Raw genomic sequence first — 16,095 nt, forward strand, 5'->3', positions numbered from 1 at the left:
GATTCTTTTGTGCCGCAGCCGGTCTGCTGATATTCCCGTACTCGGCAGGCTCGACGGGCTCACTGACCGGAAGGTGCCCACATGAACGGCGCCCGGGCGCTGATCAACACGTTGGTCGATGGCGGGGTCGAGGTGTGCTTTGCCAACCCGGGCACCTCGGAGATGCATTTCGTGGCGGCGCTGGACGCCGTGCCGCGGATGCGCGGGGTGCTGGCGTTGTTCGAGGGTGTCGCCACCGGCGCCGCCGACGGCTATGCCCGCATCGCGGGCCGGCCGGCGGCGGTGTTGTTGCACCTGGGTCCGGGGCTGGGCAACGGTCTCGCCAACCTGCACAACGCCCGTCGTGCCCGGGTTCCGATGGTGGTGATCGTCGGCGATCACGCCACCTATCACAAGAAGTACGACGCCCCACTGGAATCCGACATCGACGCGCTGGCGGGCAGCGTCTCGGGCTGGATGCGCCGCAGCGCCGGCGTCGCCGATGTCGCCTCCGACGCCGCCGAGGCCATCGCCGCGAGCCGGGCCGGCCACCAGATTTCGACGCTGATCCTGCCCGCGGACGTGTCCTGGTCCGAGCCTGCGCCGCCCGCCAAGACGGTGGTGTCGGCGCGGCCGACGGAGGTCGCCGAGACGGACGGCGCGGCCGAGGCGCTGCGATCGGGTGAACCGGCGGTGATCCTGGTGGGCGGGGATGCCACCCGCGCGCCCGGGCTGACCGCGGCCGCCCGCGTCGCCGCGGCCACGGGCGCGCGCTGGTACTGCGAGACCTTCCCCACGGTGCTGCAGCGCGGCGCCGGCATCCCGGCGGTCGGCCGGCTCGCCTACTTCGCCGAGGACGTCGCGGCCCAGCTCGACGGCGCCAAGCACCTGGTGCTGGCCGGTGCCAAATCACCGGTGTCGTTTTTCGCCTACCCGGGAAAGCCGAGCGACCTGGTTCCGCCGGGCTGCCGGGTTCACCTGCTCGCCGGGCCCGCCGGGGCCGCCGATGCCTTGGTCGCCCTCGCCGAGGAGGTAGCTCCCGGAACCGGGGCGCCGCTCGCCGCACCGGCGCGTCCCGTGCTGCCCACCGGCGGCCTGACCGCCGAGTCGGCGGCCGATGTCATCGGCGCGCTGCTGCCGGAACGGGCGATCGTCGTCGACGAGTCCAACACCTCGGGACGGCGACTGGCGCAAGCCACCGCGGGCGCCCCGGCCCATGACTGGCTGACGCTCACCGGCGGGGCCATCGGCTACGGTATCCCCGCGGCGATCGGCGCCGCGGTCGCCGCGCCCGATCGCCCGGTGCTCTGCCTGGAGTCCGACGGGTCGGCGATGTACACGGTCTCCGGGCTGTGGACCCAGGCGCGGGAGAATCTCGACGTCACCACCGTCATCTTCAACAACGGGTCCTATGACATCCTGCGGCTGGAGTTGCACCGCGTGGGTGCGCAGGGTGTAGCCGGGCCAAAGTCCCGGGAGATGCTTGACTTGACCCATCCCGCAATGGATTTCGTCAAGATTTCGGAGGGCATGGGGGTGCCGGCGCGCCGGGTGACCACCGCCGAGGAGTTCGCCGAGGCGCTGCGCGCGGCCATCGCCGAACCCGGACCGCATCTCATCGACGCGCCGGTGCCCTCACTGTTCGGGTAGCGCTGGCGCTGCGCGGGGCCGGCCGTTCGGGCCCGGTGGACGCGCGTCGGCCAGCGCATCGAGGAAAGACCGCGCCCAGCGATCGACATCATGGGTGAGCACCTGGCGACGCAGCGCACGCATGCGCTGCCGGCCCTGGGCGGCGGTTTGGTTGAGCGCCGCCTCGATCGCGTCCTTGACCCCTTCCAGGTCATGCGGGTTGACCAGATAGGCCTGCTTGAGTTCTGCTGCGGCCCCGGTGAATTCGCTGAGCACGAGCGCGCCGCCGAGATCGCTGCGGCAGGCGACGTACTCCTTGGCCACCAGGTTCATCCCGTCGCGCAGCGGCGTCACCAGCATGACGTCGCTGGCGACGAAGAACGCGATCAGCTCGTCGCGGGGGACCGGCCGGTGAATGTAGTGCACCACCGGGTGGCCGACCTCACCGTACTCGCCGTTGATGTGGCCGACTTGCCGTTCGATGTCGTTGCGCAGAATCTGGTAGCTTTCCACCCGCTCCCGGCTCGGTGTCGCCAGTTGGACCAGCACGGTGTCGTCGCGTTTCACGCGGCCCTCGGCGAGCAGCTCGGCGAAGGCCTTCAGCCGGACATCGATGCCCTTGGTGTAGTCGAGCCGGTCGACGCCGAGCATGATCTTGCGGGGATTGCCCAGCTCGGCCCGGATTTCGCGGGCCCGGCGGCGGATGGCGCGGTCGCGGGCCTTGCGGTCGAGTGCGGTGGAGTCGATCGAGATGGGAAACGCGCCGACCCGCACGGTGCGGGACCCGAGTTGCACCTCACCCAGCCGGGAACGCACACCGACCGCTCCGCGCGAGGTCTCGGCGCCGATGAGGCGCCGGGACAAGATCACGAAGTTCTGCGCGCCACCCGCCAGATGGAAACCCACCAGATCGGCGCCCAGCAGGCCCTCGACGATCTCGGTACGCCACGGCAGCTGCATGAACAGCTCCACCGGCGGGAACGGGATGTGCAAAAAGAACCCGATGGTCACGTCGGGCCGCGAGGCGCGCAGCATCTTGGGGACCAGCTGCAGCTGATAGTCCTGCACCCACACGGTCGCGCCCGGGGCCGCGGCGCGGGCGGCGGCTTCGGCGAACCGGCGATTGACGTCGACATACCGATCCCACCATTCCCGGTGGTAGATCGGTTTGACGATGACGTCGTGATACAGCGGCCAGAGGGTGGCGTTGGAGAAGCCCTCATAGTACTCGGCGACGTCGTCGGCGCTCAGCCGCACCGGATGCAGCCGCAGGCCCTCAGCGACCAGCGGCTCATCGACCACGTCGACGTCGGTGTCGATGACGCCCGGCCAGCCGATCCAAGCGCCGCGGCGCCGGCGCAGCAGCGGCTCTAACGCCGTGACCAGCCCACCCGGGCTCCGTTTCCAGGTAGTGGTGCCGTCGGGAAGCCGCTCCATGTCGATCGGCAGCCGATTGGCGACCACCACGAAGCCGGAATCCCCGGAGGGCATTACGTCTCGAGCTTCGACGGCCCGATGCCGAGCATCGACAAGAAGATCCGGCACTCATCCGCATCGTTCGCGTAAGCGGCGACGACGCGCCGGGCCTGACGTGCCGCGCTGTCGGTCATCGGTTCCACGTCGCCGATATCGCCAGGATCAGATTTAGCGGGCATGGTATTACTCTAGGCGAAACTCCGGGTGAACGGGCCGGCCGGGGTCAGCGGCTCACGCGGAGCGGCCGGAGAGCATGCCCGCGTCGCGGCCGGCAAGCGTGGAAATCGCCGACCAATCCAGGTGCCCCCGATCGGCGGCCAGCAGCGCCAGGAAGCGGTCGCGCAGCAGGCTGGCCACCGGCAGCGGCACTCGCAGCTCCTCGGCGGCGGCCAGCGCTAACCGGATGTCTTTGAGCCCCAGCGCCGCGGCGAAGCCGGCGGGTTCGAACTGCTCCCGCGCGATCAACCCGCCGTAGGTCTGGTAGGCCGGGGCGCTGAACAGGCTTGAGGTGAGGATGTCGACGTACTGCAGCGGGTCGACACCGGCCTTGGTGACCAGGGCTATCGTCTCGCCGAGCGACTCGATGGCCGAGGCGATGAGGAGGTTGCCGCAGAGCTTCACCAGGTTGGCGGCGGGCTGGTGCTCGGAGACCACGAAGGTCCGCTGGCCGATCGCGTCGAACAGCGGCGTCAACGGTTCCAAGGCCTGCGGAGCACCGGCGGCGAGGACGAAAAGCCTCCCGGCAGCAGCCGCTTCGGGCCGGCCGAACACCGGTGCGGCGACGTAGTGCTGGCCGGTCGCGGCGTGCGCCGCGGCCAGGCGTTCGGAGAGCGCGACGCTGATGGTGCTCGACGAGACATGGGTGGCGCCCGGCGCCAGCGACGCGAGGATCCCGTGCTCGCCGACGGTCACCGTCTCCACGGCCCGGTCGTCGGCGAGCATGGTGAGCACCGCGTCACCGCCGCAGGCCTCGGCTATGGTGCCCGCCAAGGTGGCGCCTTGGTGGACCAGATCGTCGGCCTTGCCGGGAGTGCGGTTGTAGACCGTGACGCGATGGCCGGCGGCGACCAGGTTGGCGGCCATGCCGCGGCCCATGTTGCCCAGCCCGATCACTCCGATGTCCATGGCCTCCACCATGCCGTGTTTTCCGGCCCCGGGCGGCTAATTCACGCAGGGCACGCCGCCGCCGCCGATGGGCGCGCCGCTGTCAGGGGTGGGCTCGGTGGTGGTGGCGCGTTGTTGGTGACGGGTGCCGGACCCGGTCGAGGCCGTTGAGTCGGCATCCGGCGACGGCAGAGACGACGGGAGGGCGTAGTCGTCGTCGACGACGACCACGACGTGACGGGGTTTGACGGCGGAATCCGGACGCTCGGGGGTGTCGATGCCCAGCAGCGCCGCCACAGCGCGCGCGTCGGCGTCCGCACCCGCCCCGTATTCGATCGTGGTGGCGGTCGGTTCGCCGGAGCGACGGTCGCGGACCTGCCCGGTGGTGTAGCCGTTTTTCTTCAGGGTGCGCGACACCGCGCCGGCAAGTCCGCTGGTGCTGCCGGCGTTGACCACGTCAACGACGATGGCGGGATGCGGCGCGGCGGCGCTGGTGGTCGGGGGCGTGGCGATTCCGAACGCCGCGGCGACCTCGGCTTTGATCGCGGCGGGGTCGACGATATTGACGTCTTGACCGTCGATGGTCTCGAAACGGACCACGGGCAGCGTCCGGTACTGCACGTTGGCGCCCGCGAGCCGGCCGATCCTGCGGAACAGTGTCTCGTCCCAGCCCGCGGACAGCACCACGTCCTTGCGCGCGACCGCCATCAGGCTCTTGAGCTTGCCGAGGTCGGTGAAGGTCCCGGAGTCTTGAAGCTGGCGCATGACCGAGGCCAGGAAGGCCTGTTGGCGATGGGTGCGGTCCAGGTCGCCGTTGTCCAGTCCCTGGCGCTGGCGGACGAACGCCAGCGCCTGCGCGGCGTCGAGTGTCTGCCGGCCCGCGGGGAAGTCGGCGCCGGAATACGGGTCGTAGACGGGGTGTTTGAGACACACCTGCACGCCGCCCAGGCTCTGGGCCAGGTCGTAGAAACCGGCGAGGTTGATCTCCGCGAAATAGTCGATCGGCACCCCCGTCAGGTTGCGCACCGCCCGCAATGTCGCCGCCCTGCCGGCTTCCCGGCCCCGGGTCTCCAGTTCCTTCTGGTTGCTCACCCCCTGATCCACGAGCTTTTGCTCGACGTATTGCTTGGTGAGCCCGTACGCCTCTTTGATCTTGATGTGGCGGTATCCCGGCACCCCGCTGAAGGGCACCCAGTCGTCGCGGGGAATCGAGAAGGCGACCACCGTGTCGTCGGCCCCCAGGTGCACGAGGATCAGCGTGTTGGTGTTGTAGCCCCCCGCATCGGAATCCCCGGCGTGCAGGTGTTTCAAGATCGACCAGGGCAGGGCGTTGCCGTTTTGGTCTTTTCGTGAGTCCAGTCCGATGAGCAGGATGTTCACCGGGCCGTCGCTGGGGCGCGGGGCGTCGGCACCCAGCGCCTGCGAAACCGTGATCCCGCTCAGCGCACCGTGGGCCAGCCACCAACCCGTGCCGGTGAGCGCCAGTGCCGCGGCCGACACCAGCGCCATCCCGGTGCGGGCCAGCCTGCTCGGGGTCCGGGCGACGGGCCCGCCCCCCCGGCGGCGATGCCGGCCGCGGGATCGCGTTGGATTCTCCACCACAGTTTCGACTGTGCCATACGCGTCACACCCGACCGCTGGCGCTGATTAGAGCTGATTAGAGGAATGCGCGGAGGAACTGCAGGACCTGACCGATGCTGGCGAAGCCGCCGAGGTGGCTCTCGCCGCAGCGCCGGGTGAGTTCGGCGTCTTGCAGGCGCGAGACGGCCGCCTCAACGGCGGCCAGCGGCACCAGCGGGTCGGCGTCGCCGTGCCACCACCGGACCGGCACTTTGACGTCGGTCAACCGAAAACCCCAGTCCCGGCCGAACAGCCGCACGTCGTCGATCATGCCCTGGAAGCGACCGTGGATGACGTTGAGCATGTCATCGACGAAAATCGCCTCGATTTCCGGGTCGGCGAGCACCCGCCGATCCTCCGGGGGCCAGAAACCGGCGTAGCCCCGGTAGGCGTAATGCGCGACGGGGATGAGCGGGGCCGCCAGCGCGGTGCTCAGCGCTCCCAGCGGCCGGCGCAATCCCGACAGCACCGGGGCGAAGCGGCGGGCAACCTCGACGACGCCGCCGGCGGTGGCGTCGGGGCCCACCGATGGGACCACGCCATCCAGGACCGCCACCGCGGCCACGCGGGCCACCAGCGGGGGTATCGCCCCGCAGGCCAGGGCGTAGGGCCCGCCGCCGGACAGGCCCACCACCCCCAGCCGCTCGGCGCCGAGTTGATCGCTCACCTCGGCCATGTCGGCGGCCCAGTCGACCACCGCGTGGTAGCGATGCGCGTCGGACAGACCCGAGCCGGGCCGCTCCACGACGACGACCCGCAGGCCGAGCTTCTCGGCGGCGCGCCGGCCTGCCAGCGGGAACTGGCGCCGGGCGCCCAGCGTGCCGTGAAACCACAGCACCACCGCGCCGGCGGGGTCGCCGAATTCCGCGTAGCCCAGCCGGCGACCGTCGGGCAGGTGAAAGCGGCCTTCCGCGCCGGGCTTTTCGACGCGCGGTACCCGGAAGGGGTGTCGCAGGGGGTTGCTCAGTTTCATCGTTTCGGAAATGTCGGGTGTGGTGGAGCGGGTGATCGCATGGGTTGCCGCGGCGGCGGGCACCCAACGTTAACCGGCGATCGAAACCCGGCGCTTAGCGGCGGGCGTCGTGCTCGGCTCATGCCTGCGGGTCGAGGCCGGCGGGGAGTCGGTGGTGCGGCCCGCGGAGTCCGCTTCGGGCATCGCGCTCGATCTTTGGGGCTCGCGGACGGGCATTTCACGGGAATTGGCGGGTGCACACGCAGCAAAGCGTTACCGTCTTCAACGGGCAGTGCAGACGGGGCCAGGGAGGGTGGATGAAGACTTACCGGACTGTGGTCGTCGGTACCGACGGCTCGGAGTCGTCGCTGCGCGCGGTCGACCGCGCGGGCCAGATTGCCGCGGAGTCCAACGCGAAGCTGATCATCGCCACGGGGTACCTTCCCCAGAAGGAAGATTTGCGCGCCGCCGACATCCTCGGAGACGAGGCCTACAAGGTGCGCGGCAACGCGCCGGTCTACGCGATCCTGCGTGAGGCCCGTGACCGGGCCAAGGCGGCCGGGGCGAAGGATATCGAGGAACGGCCGATCCAGGAGACGCCGGTACACGCGCTGGTGGACCTGGCCGAAGAGGTGCACGCCGACCTGCTGGTGGTCGGCAACGTGGGCCTGGACGCGCGATCGGCGCTCATTGCGCGGGTTTTCTCGGTCCCCGCGAGCGTTGCCAGCACGGCCAAGGCCGACGTGCTGATCGTTCACACCACCGGCTGACCGGCTCGGCGCTGATCGTTGCCGCGAGTCTGCCCACGGCCGCAGCGTGTCGATGGCAGCATAGGTGTGGTGACGACCGCGCTGTCCTGGGATGTGGTTTCCATCGAGAAGCCGGACGATGTCAACGTCGTGATCGGGCAGGCGCACTTCATCAAAACGGTGGAAGACCTGCACGAGGCGATGGTCGGGGTGGGTTCGTCACTGCGGTTCGGGCTGGCGTTTTGTGAGGCGTCCGGGCCGCGGTTGGTTCGCCGCACCGGCAACGACGACGAGCTGGTCCAACTGGCGGTCCGCAATGCGCTGGCCATCGCGGCCGGGCACTGTTTCGTGATTTTCATCCGCGAGGGGTTCCCGGTCAACGTCCTCAACCCGCTTAAGGCGGTGCCGGAGGTGTGCACGATCTACTGCGCCACGGCCAATCCGGTCGACATCGTGGTCGCGGTGACGCCGCGCGGCCGCGGCATCGTGGCCGTTGTCGACGGCGAGACACCCCTCGGGGTGGAGACCGACCGTGACGCGGCCGACCGGCACGACCTGCTGCGCGCCATCGGTTACAAGCTTTGAGTGCCGGAGGCGTGAGCCGGCTCGAATCCCGGTGCCTGGCTACCCCCAGCACTCGTCGCCAGGCGAAGAGCTACGCGAAGATTGCTGTTAACCTTCGCTGCGTAATCCCGGTTGGGGGAGCTGATGTGGGCCACGAGATTACCCCAACCGGGACAACTGTCCCGTCTGAGAACAAGACCGTTCAAGCCGATGAAGCCCGGAAAGCAAGTAAGAGGTGACCATGTGACGAGTGTTTCGGCGGCGTTCTATGATGTCGCCCAACGGCGACGCGAGGGGCCAGCCCTGGTGGCTGGTTTGCGGTCACGGGCTCTCCGGCCAATACCCGAGGAGTGGCACCGGTATCTCAATCAGACAGCTTTCGACGCGTTCTTCATCACCGCGCCGTTCGCTGAAGCCCGGACCGAGGGGCACGTCGGTGTGCCCATTCTTAGCCAACAGGAAGTCGAGTTCTTGTTGGGCGCAGCGGAATTCCGCCGAGGCGAATCGAATGATCGCGAGCAGCAGACGTGGTGGGAACTGTGGAGCACCGAGGATGGCAAATACGCGTTACTCCCCGGCGATAACGATCCCGAACTGACCATCAGGGTGTGTGCCTTGGTATGCACGGGTAACCGCGTCCAGATGCGAAGCTTCTCCACCGGCTTTGCCCTCACCAAATACGGCTTTCGGCGGCGTAAACCCATGCACATCACCACCGCGGTCTGCGTCCGCGAAGATGTCGACGAGCCAGGCGCCCCGTATCGCGGACGCTGTGCCAACCATGGCTGCGGCGCGGGTTGCTCGGCAGACGTCGTGGTCGTCCCACAAGACGGCCTCTACCTCCTTAGGGGATGCGCATGCCCGTCGTAATCGCCGCTGGAGTCACAGCGGTCGCTAGTGGTTTCGACTGGAGCAAGATCCTTGGGATTCCCGCCTCGACCCTCGCCTTCATCAGCCTGTTCTCCCTCTTCGTCGGCATCATTCACCCGGCGGCCGTGCAGAAGCCCATCTACTGGCACGAGGGCGGCAAGACGTGGATGCGGTTAACGGTAAAGAATCGCAGCTTCGGCTTTGACCGCCACGTCGAGAAGATCATGCTGTACCGGGTGCCGGGGTTCTTCAAGCGGACGTTCACTCGCAAATGGCGACAGCAGTCGCTTCCTGCCGTTCCTTGGGGAGTGGATCTGCCGACCCCGAACAAGCCAACAGTTCTGGCCAAGCGTGTCGCACGACTGTTCGAGTTCGAACTGCGTACTCCGGCGGGAGGTTCGACGAAGGTGGCGCTCGACAAAGCCTTTCGTGTCGACGTGAAGTGCGGGTCGCGCCGCAGTCGACGCAAGAAAATCAAATTCCGAGACCTCTAACGGCGGCGTTACGCGTCTAATGATGCTCAACTACGCTTCTCGGCTTACGGCGGTGTTGTGATGGGCACCCAGAAAATAGCCTTCGGCACCCGGGAACCCTGGCGTGTCAGCCGGATGATCGCGTCCGCCTTGTTTTTTTAGAGTCCTGTGGCCCCGGGTGGGGGCTGAAAGGGGCGATGAATTACATGGCTGGCCGGAAGACGCATTCCGCCGAGGGCATTGTGCGCAAGCTGCGTCGAGCCGACGAGTTGGCCTCGGCGGGCAAGACCAACGAGGAGATCGCCGCCGAGCTGCAGGTGTCGGCCGTGTGGACTGCGCTCTGCGCCGCGGCCCGGCCAGCGTCCCTGGGACCGTCCTGGAAATTCAGCAAGCAGTAGATCAGGTCGTACGAGTCCTTGTTGTCGTGGCGGTCCTGGAAGGCAAGGATCTTCAGGACCACGTACGAGAGGATGTTGGCAACGCGCACGGTGGCCCGTGACTGCCCCCCATCATCGAGCCGCTCCGCTTCGATCTCGCACTCGAAGTAGTCCCGCGTGACGAGCTGCGCACCGCGCACGTTGAACGCGCCGAGACCAGACCCCATGGCTTGCTTGGGCTTGAAGATCTGCCCTGGATCGACCCGGTCGGTCTCACAGAGGAACTCCACAATAACGGTGACGCCCTCCACGGCCTTCGTCCACCGGAATGAGTGCTCCGCGCTGAACCCGGCCTTCTTCAGGTTGTTCTCGAACGTCCGATACGCCTCGGGGCTCTCGTCCCCGACGGCCAGCCCGATCACGAGATCGATGTCCGTCGTGCCGACGTGAGGCCGCGCGCCCTCGGGAAGACTGCCGACAATGTAGCGGGGCGCGAGACCGCCAGCGAGATACACGCGGTCGCGCCACGGACCAATGTCGCCCAGTAGGGTGACGAGGACTCGTTCACAACGGGCTGTCGTCGCCTCGTCGTAGTCGCTTTGGTGGCGCTTGCTCAAAAGCCGATGACCTCCTCACGGAGCCGGTCCGCCTGCTCGCGCCCGCGCCGCGGGTCCTGGCGCAGGTCGAAGTACAACCGGAAGGGATTGACCGTACACACCCTGTCCACCACGGTGCGGAAGACGAGGGGCGCGTCGCCCGCCGCTTGCCGTAACAGAACATTGTGGCCCTCATTAACGATTTCCGCGCCCACGACCTTCGCAGCCTCGGCGAGCACAACGGTCTCCGTGATCCAGATGTCGATGACTGGAATTGACGTTATGAATGGAGCGAGGCGTGCCGCGCCGGCCGCTCCGGTCACCGCATGATCGACCTTCGCTTCTGTCAGGAGGTCGCTGAGGCTCCCTGCGTGAGCACGTGTGTCACGTGCGAGGCGAAATGCACGGACCTGCGTGACCCGGCGATCACGCATCTCCTCGGCCCACAGGTCTAGCAGCGCTGTCGGGTTAGAGACGCGACGAATACGCTTGGGCCCAGCTCCTTCGACGTCGACGAGTTGGTCCCGCTCTAGGCGGGCGAAGACCCGATGTGCTAGGCCCACCGAAATGTGCGCAGCGACCGCTAGGTCATGAACCTGCCACCAGCGCGTCGGCTCACGCAGGAGAGCCTGCGCGGCTATTCCGGCCTTGCCGGTGAGCTTGACTGGTGGTTCACCCTGCTTTTCGCGCGTGGCGGGTGTTGGGCGCCCCTCTGTCCACACGAATATTCCAGGGAGCTTGACGCGCATGTTGCCTTGAGCGTCAATGACAGCCACGCCGGCATCCTCCAGGAGGCGCCGCGCCTCCTGGGTCGTGGTTCGAGCCACGAGTAGCAAGTGCGCGTCGTCCGGAAGGTGACGGGCGTATTCGATGAGCTGGCGGGCGCCGGCGGCGTTCGTCGCGCGCTGTGCTTTCACCTCGACAACATGAGACACGTCTCCAGCGCGCACCACGATATCCGGCGGTTGGCGACCGCCTACAGTGGGCTCGGTCGTAACACCGAGGATCTCCCGGAGAATGCCGAGGGCCTCCCGTTCCAGGGGCCCCTCGATATTCAGGATCTGCGGTATATTCACAACGAGTGTGAATATAGCTCATTCAGTGAATATTGCCAAGGCGTCGAGCCTGCCATTATTAATCAGCGGGCTCCGGGGGTGTGAAACTCTGACTGCCAAAACCGCAGCTCAGGCGAGTTTTTGTCTGCCCTCTGCGTTTGCGGATATACCCTGTGGGGGTATCAAATCGCTCCGAAGATGCTCCACCAATCCTCCACGCTGCGGGAAGTGACCCGCCACAGTAAACGGCGCGCCGGAGCGCCAGCCGTCGGTTGCTCGAACTAGTCCGAAGTTCCGACTTATATGGCGTGTCGGCGGTTCGTGATCGGGTTGGCCGCCCGTAGCGTGCCGTACCGAACCGGAGGGCCTGACTCGCGAAGTTCCTGTCACCCGCGTTCGGGTTGACTCCAAGGGGGTGTGTCGGGCTCCTCCGGTTCGCGTTCGCGGCGTGACTGAAGAGAGGCGTGACCACAAGTACGTGCAAGGTACTGGAAGTCGGATTGTCCGCCGCGGATCCCCCATCACAACGCGAGAAGGGAATCGTCTTCCATGATCATCATCGGTGTCGATCCACACAAGACCACGCACACCGCCTCCGCGGTGGACCCAGTCACCAACACCAGTCTGGGTTCGCTGCGTATCGACGCCACGCCAGCCGACTACCACCGGATGCTGGTCTGGGCCAAGCAGTGGACACAACGGCAGTGGGCGGTCGAGAACGCCGAAGGCCTGGGTCATCACTTGGCCCAGTGGCTGTTGGCTCGTGGCGAGGTCGTGTTCGACGTGCCGACCACCGCGACCGCCCGAGTGCGTGAACTCTCCCGCGGTGCGCGCCGCAAGAACGACCGCATCGACGCGGCCGGCGCCGCCTGTGTGGCCGCGGCGCAGGGCGACGCCCACCCGGTCGTAACCGAGGATCACGTCGACGCGCTGGCCTTACTCGACGAGCGGCGAAACAATCTGTCCCAGAATAGAACCCGTACCATCAACCAACTACACCGGCTACTACGCGAACTTCTGGCCGGCGGCGTCCCGACCGACTTGACCGCGGCCAAGGCCACTGCAGCACTGCGTACGTTTCGGCCGCACAGCACTCCCGAGCAGGTCCGGGTTCAACTGTGCCGAGACTTGATCGCCGACATCCGCCGGATCGACCAGCAGCTCGCCGACAATCAGGCCGAGGCCACGCGGCTACTCGACGAGCACGGCACGCGACTACGTGAGATCGTCGGCGTCGGCCCGGTGTTGGCAGCCCGCATCCTCGGCCGAACCGGTCACGCCAGCCGGTTTGCTACCGCGGCCGCCTATGCCACCTACAACGGCACCGCTCCCGTCGAGGTCGCCAGCGCCGAACACCAATGCCACCGGCTCAACCGCTACGGCGACCGGCAACTGAACTCCGCCATCCACACCATCGCCGTCGTCCAAGTCCGCATACGCGCAAGCGACGGACGACGCTACTACGACCGCAAGATCGCCGAGGGAAAAGCACCACGAGCGGCGCTGCGCTGCCTCAAACGACACCTATCCAACCAGCTCTGGCGAACCATGATCGCCGACGAATACCGCCGCGGTGGCAAACCCAACAAGCAATCCACGAAGGCCTCTTGACAAACAGAGAGGCACCCCCTTCTGATAAGGGTTCTGGAGCCCGATCTGCTGTGCGACCAGGTGTTTCGCCTTCACGTGGTCGAAGAGTTGTACTCATGTATTCTCAGAATCAATTCGGCGTGTCATTGTTCTGTTTTAGAGTTGTCGTGCTGAAGTTGTGCTAGAAAGTAATCATGTATGTCACGCGGGTGCCCAACCGTGGATCACCGCCGGCGGTGCTGTTGCGCGAAAGCTACCGCGAGGGCGGCAAGGTGAAAACCCGCACGCTGGCCAACCTGTCGCGCTGGCCCGAGCACAAGGTGGAAAGGCTGCAGCGGGCGCTCAAGGGCCTGCCGGCAACAGGTGATCTTTCCGAGGCGTTTGAGATCACCCGCAGCCTGCCGCACGGGCATGTGGCTGCGGTGGTGGGCACCGCGCAGCGGCTGGGGGTGGCTGAGCTGATCGACCCGGCCCCGTCACGCAACCGGGATCTGGTAGTGGCCATGCTGGCCGCGCAGGTGATCGCCCCGACGTCGAAACTGGGGACCGCGCGCGGGCTGCGCACCGAGACCGCCACCAGCTCACTGGGCCAGGTGCTGGGTGTGGCCTGCTGCGATGAGGACGATCTCTATGCGGCGATGGACTGGGTGCTGGCCCGCCAGGAGGGTATCGAAAACGCTTTGGCCGCACGTCATCTGACCAACGGCACGCTGGTACTTTATGACGTGTCCTCGGCGGCGTTTGAGGGTCGCACCTGCTCGCTGGGCGCGATCGGGCATGCCCGCGACGGGGTCAAAGGCAGGTTGCAGATCGTCTACGGGCTGCTGTGCTCTCCCGCCGGAGTGCCGATCGCGATTGAGGTGTTCAAGGGCAACACCGCCGACCCGAAAACCCTGGCCGCCCAGATCACCAAGCTCAAGACCCGCTTCGGGCTGACCCAGATCGCTCTGGTGGGGGATCGGGGCATGCTCACCAGCGCGCGCATCCGCGGCGAGCTGCGCCCGGCCGAGCTGGATTGGATCAGCGCGTTGCGCGCCCCACAAATCAAGGCCCTCATCGAGACCGACGCCCTGCAGCTGACGCTGTTTGATGAGCAAGACCTCTTCGAGATCACCCACCCGGACTATCCCGGCGAGCGGCTGATCTGCTGCCGCAACCCCGCGTTGGCCGACGACCGCGCCCGCACCCGCGCCGAACTGCTGGCGGCCACCGAAAAAGAACTCGCCATCATCGCCGCGGCCACCCGCCGCGAGCGCCGGCCGCTACGCGGCAAAGACAAGATCGCGCTGCGGGTCGGCGCGGTGCGCAACAAGTTCAAGGTAGCCAAGCACTTCCACATCCAGATCACCGACGACTCGTTCACCTTCACCCGCAAGGACGATCAGATCGCCGCCGAGGCCGCCCTGGACGGCATCTATGTGCTGCGCACCAGCCTGCCCAAACAGACACTCGACCACGACGATGTCGTGCTGCGCTACAAAGACCTCGCCGACGTCGAACGGTTTTTCCGCACCCTTAACACCGAACTGGACGTGCGGCCCATCCGCCACCGGCTGGACGACCGGGTGCGCGCGCACCTGTTGTTGCGCATGCTGTCCTACTACATCAGCTGGCATATGAAACAGTCCCTGGCCCCAATCCTGTTCGTCGACAACGACAAAACCGCCGCGGCCGCCAAACGCCCCAACCCCATCGCCGCCGCCCAACGTTCCGATGAAGCCCTCACCAAGGCAGCGCGTAAACGCACCCACGACGACACCCCCGTACATAGTTTCACCAGCCTGCTTGCCGACCTGGCCACCATCTGCGCCAACCAGATTCAGCCCACCGAGCACACACCGGCATTCACCAAGATCACCAGCCCCACCGCACTGCAGCGGCGCGCCTTCGAACTCCTCGGCGTCTCCCACCGCCACGGCCTCGCGTAGTCAGTACAGCATCACAAAAACCCAGCTCAGCCACTAAATCGCTCCAAATCAGGGGGTGCCTCTCTGTTTGTCAAGAGGCCTTCGTGGATTGCTTGTTGGGTTTGCCACCGCGGCGGTATTCGTCGGCGATCATGGTTCGCCAGAGCTGGTTGGATAGGTGTCGTTTGAGGCAGCGCAGCGCCGCTCGTGGTGCTTTTCCCTCGGCGATCTTGCGGTCGTAGTAGCGTCGTCCGTCGCTTGCGCGTATGCGGACTTGGACGACGGCGATGGTGTGGATGGCGGAGTTCAGTTGCCGGTCGCCGTAGCGGTTGAGCCGGTGGCATTGGTGTTCGGCGCTGGCGACCTCGACGGGAGCGGTGCCGTTGTAGGTGGCATAGGCGGCCGCGGTAGCAAACCGGCTGGCGTGACCGGTTCGGCCGAGGATGCGGGCTGCCAACACCGGGCCGACGCCGACGATCTCACGTAGTCGCGTGCCGTGCTCGTCGAGTAGCCGCGTGGCCTCGGCCTGATTGTCGGCGAGCTGCTGGTCGATCCGGCGGATGTCGGCGATCAAGTCTCGGCACAGTTGAACCCGGACCTGCTCGGGAGTGCTGTGCGGCCGAAACGTACGCAGTGCTGCAGTGGCCTTGGCCGCGGTCAAGTCGGTCGGGACGCCGCCGGCCAGAAGTTCGCGTAGTAGCCGGTGTAGTTGGTTGATGGTACGGGTTCTATTCTGGGACAGATTGTTTCGCCGCTCGTCGAGTAAGGCCAGCGCGTCGACGTGATCCTCGGTTACGACCGGGTGGGCGTCGCCCTGCGCCGCGGCCACACAGGCGGCGCCGGCCGCGTCGATGCGGTCGTTCTTGCGGCGCGCACCGCGGGAGAGTTCACGCACTCGGGCGGTCGCGGTGGTCGGCACGTCGAACACGACCTCGCCACGAGCCAACAGCCACTGGGCCAAGTGATGACCCAGGCCTTCGGCGTTCTCGACCGCCCACTGCCGTTGTGTCCACTGCTTGGCCCAGACCAGCATCCGGTGGTAGTCGGCTGGCGTGGCGTCGATACGCAGCGAACCCAGACTGGTGTTGGTGACTGGGTCCACCGCGGAGGCGGTGTGCGTGGTCTTGTGTGGATCGACACCGATGATGATCATG

15 protein-coding genes are annotated in these 16,095 nt (G+C 66.9%); 7 read left to right on the forward strand and 8 right to left on the reverse strand.

From position 1 onward, the window contains the following. Positions 1-81: 81 nt before the first annotated feature. Positions 82-1,629: an acetolactate synthase large subunit gene (locus QJR12_RS04745; protein WP_300579541.1), complete on the forward strand. Its 1,548-nt coding sequence runs from the start codon at positions 82-84 to the stop codon at positions 1,627-1,629. Here the strand turns inward: QJR12_RS04745 and QJR12_RS04750 are convergent. From QJR12_RS04750 to QJR12_RS04770, 5 genes are all read right to left on the reverse strand, one after another. Next, positions 1,615-3,099: a trehalose-6-phosphate synthase gene (locus QJR12_RS04750; RefSeq protein ID WP_300579542.1), complete on the reverse strand. Its 1,485-nt coding sequence runs from the start codon at positions 3,097-3,099 to the stop codon at positions 1,615-1,617. The two genes, QJR12_RS04745 and QJR12_RS04750, sit on opposite strands and share 15 nt — an antisense overlap. Next, positions 3,099-3,263, reverse strand: a complete 165-nt coding sequence (locus QJR12_RS04755; RefSeq protein WP_300579543.1) for a hypothetical protein — start codon at positions 3,261-3,263, stop codon at positions 3,099-3,101. The genes QJR12_RS04750 and QJR12_RS04755 overlap by 1 nt, the downstream gene beginning before the upstream one ends. 52 nt (positions 3,264-3,315) lie before the next feature. Next, complete coding sequence (locus QJR12_RS04760; RefSeq protein ID WP_300579544.1) at positions 3,316-4,209, reverse strand: NAD(P)-dependent oxidoreductase; 894 nt, start codon at positions 4,207-4,209, stop codon at positions 3,316-3,318. Between the two features lie 36 nt (positions 4,210-4,245). Beyond that, positions 4,246-5,697 (reverse strand): LCP family protein, encoded by a 1,452-nt coding sequence (locus tag QJR12_RS04765; RefSeq protein WP_300579635.1) that lies wholly within the window; start codon positions 5,695-5,697, stop codon positions 4,246-4,248. A 148-nt stretch (positions 5,698-5,845) separates the two neighbouring features. Continuing rightward, the gene (locus QJR12_RS04770) at positions 5,846-6,781 is read right to left on the reverse strand and encodes an alpha/beta hydrolase (RefSeq protein ID WP_300579636.1); all 936 of its coding nucleotides are present in this window, start codon (positions 6,779-6,781) and stop codon (positions 5,846-5,848) included. Positions 6,782-7,077: 296 nt separating this feature from the next. Between QJR12_RS04770 and QJR12_RS04775 the strand changes: the two genes are divergently transcribed. The 4 genes from QJR12_RS04775 to QJR12_RS04790 all read left to right on the forward strand — a co-directional run bounded on the left by QJR12_RS04775 (position 7,078) and on the right by QJR12_RS04790 (position 9,437). After that, positions 7,078-7,530, forward strand: a complete 453-nt coding sequence (locus tag QJR12_RS04775; protein ID WP_300579637.1) for a universal stress protein — start codon at positions 7,078-7,080, stop codon at positions 7,528-7,530. Between the two features lie 66 nt (positions 7,531-7,596). Then, complete coding sequence (locus tag QJR12_RS04780) at positions 7,597-8,094, forward strand: adenosine-specific kinase (RefSeq protein ID WP_300579545.1); 498 nt, start codon at positions 7,597-7,599, stop codon at positions 8,092-8,094. Positions 8,095-8,316: 222 nt separating this feature from the next. Then, positions 8,317-8,943 carry a hypothetical protein gene (locus QJR12_RS04785; RefSeq protein ID WP_300579546.1) on the forward strand — a complete coding sequence of 209 codons (627 nt, stop codon included), beginning with the start codon at positions 8,317-8,319 and terminating at the stop codon, positions 8,941-8,943. Further along, a complete protein-coding gene (locus QJR12_RS04790; protein ID WP_300579547.1) occupies positions 8,931-9,437 on the forward strand; it encodes a hypothetical protein in 507 nt (168 codons plus the stop codon). The genes QJR12_RS04785 and QJR12_RS04790 overlap by 13 nt, the downstream gene beginning before the upstream one ends. 181 nt (positions 9,438-9,618) lie before the next feature. Here QJR12_RS04790 and QJR12_RS04795 read toward each other — a convergent pair whose 3' ends face one another. Both QJR12_RS04795 and QJR12_RS04800 read right to left on the reverse strand, forming a co-directional pair. Continuing rightward, positions 9,619-10,410, reverse strand: a complete 792-nt coding sequence (locus QJR12_RS04795; protein WP_300579548.1) for a hypothetical protein — start codon at positions 10,408-10,410, stop codon at positions 9,619-9,621. Then, positions 10,407-11,465: a hypothetical protein gene (locus QJR12_RS04800; RefSeq protein ID WP_300579549.1), complete on the reverse strand. Its 1,059-nt coding sequence runs from the start codon at positions 11,463-11,465 to the stop codon at positions 10,407-10,409. Before QJR12_RS04800 ends, QJR12_RS04795 begins: the two co-directional genes overlap by 4 nt. 528 nt (positions 11,466-11,993) lie before the next feature. Here QJR12_RS04800 and QJR12_RS04805 point away from each other — a divergent pair. Then, positions 11,994-13,055 (forward strand): IS110 family transposase, encoded by a 1,062-nt coding sequence (locus QJR12_RS04805; protein ID WP_300579550.1) that lies wholly within the window; start codon positions 11,994-11,996, stop codon positions 13,053-13,055. 173 nt (positions 13,056-13,228) lie between these two features. After that, positions 13,229-14,962, forward strand: a complete 1,734-nt coding sequence (locus QJR12_RS04810; protein WP_300579551.1) for an IS1634 family transposase — start codon at positions 13,229-13,231, stop codon at positions 14,960-14,962. Positions 14,963-15,032: 70 nt separating this feature from the next. On the opposite strand, the gene QJR12_RS04815 is transcribed toward QJR12_RS04810, so the two are convergent. Next, positions 15,033-16,094: an IS110 family transposase gene (locus tag QJR12_RS04815; protein WP_300579550.1), complete on the reverse strand. Its 1,062-nt coding sequence runs from the start codon at positions 16,092-16,094 to the stop codon at positions 15,033-15,035. Between the last annotated feature and the right edge of the window lies 1 nt (position 16,095).

This window comes from Mycobacterium sp., assembly GCF_029961025.1.
In the GTDB taxonomy this organism is placed as follows: Bacteria; Actinomycetota; Actinomycetes; order Mycobacteriales; family Mycobacteriaceae; genus Mycobacterium.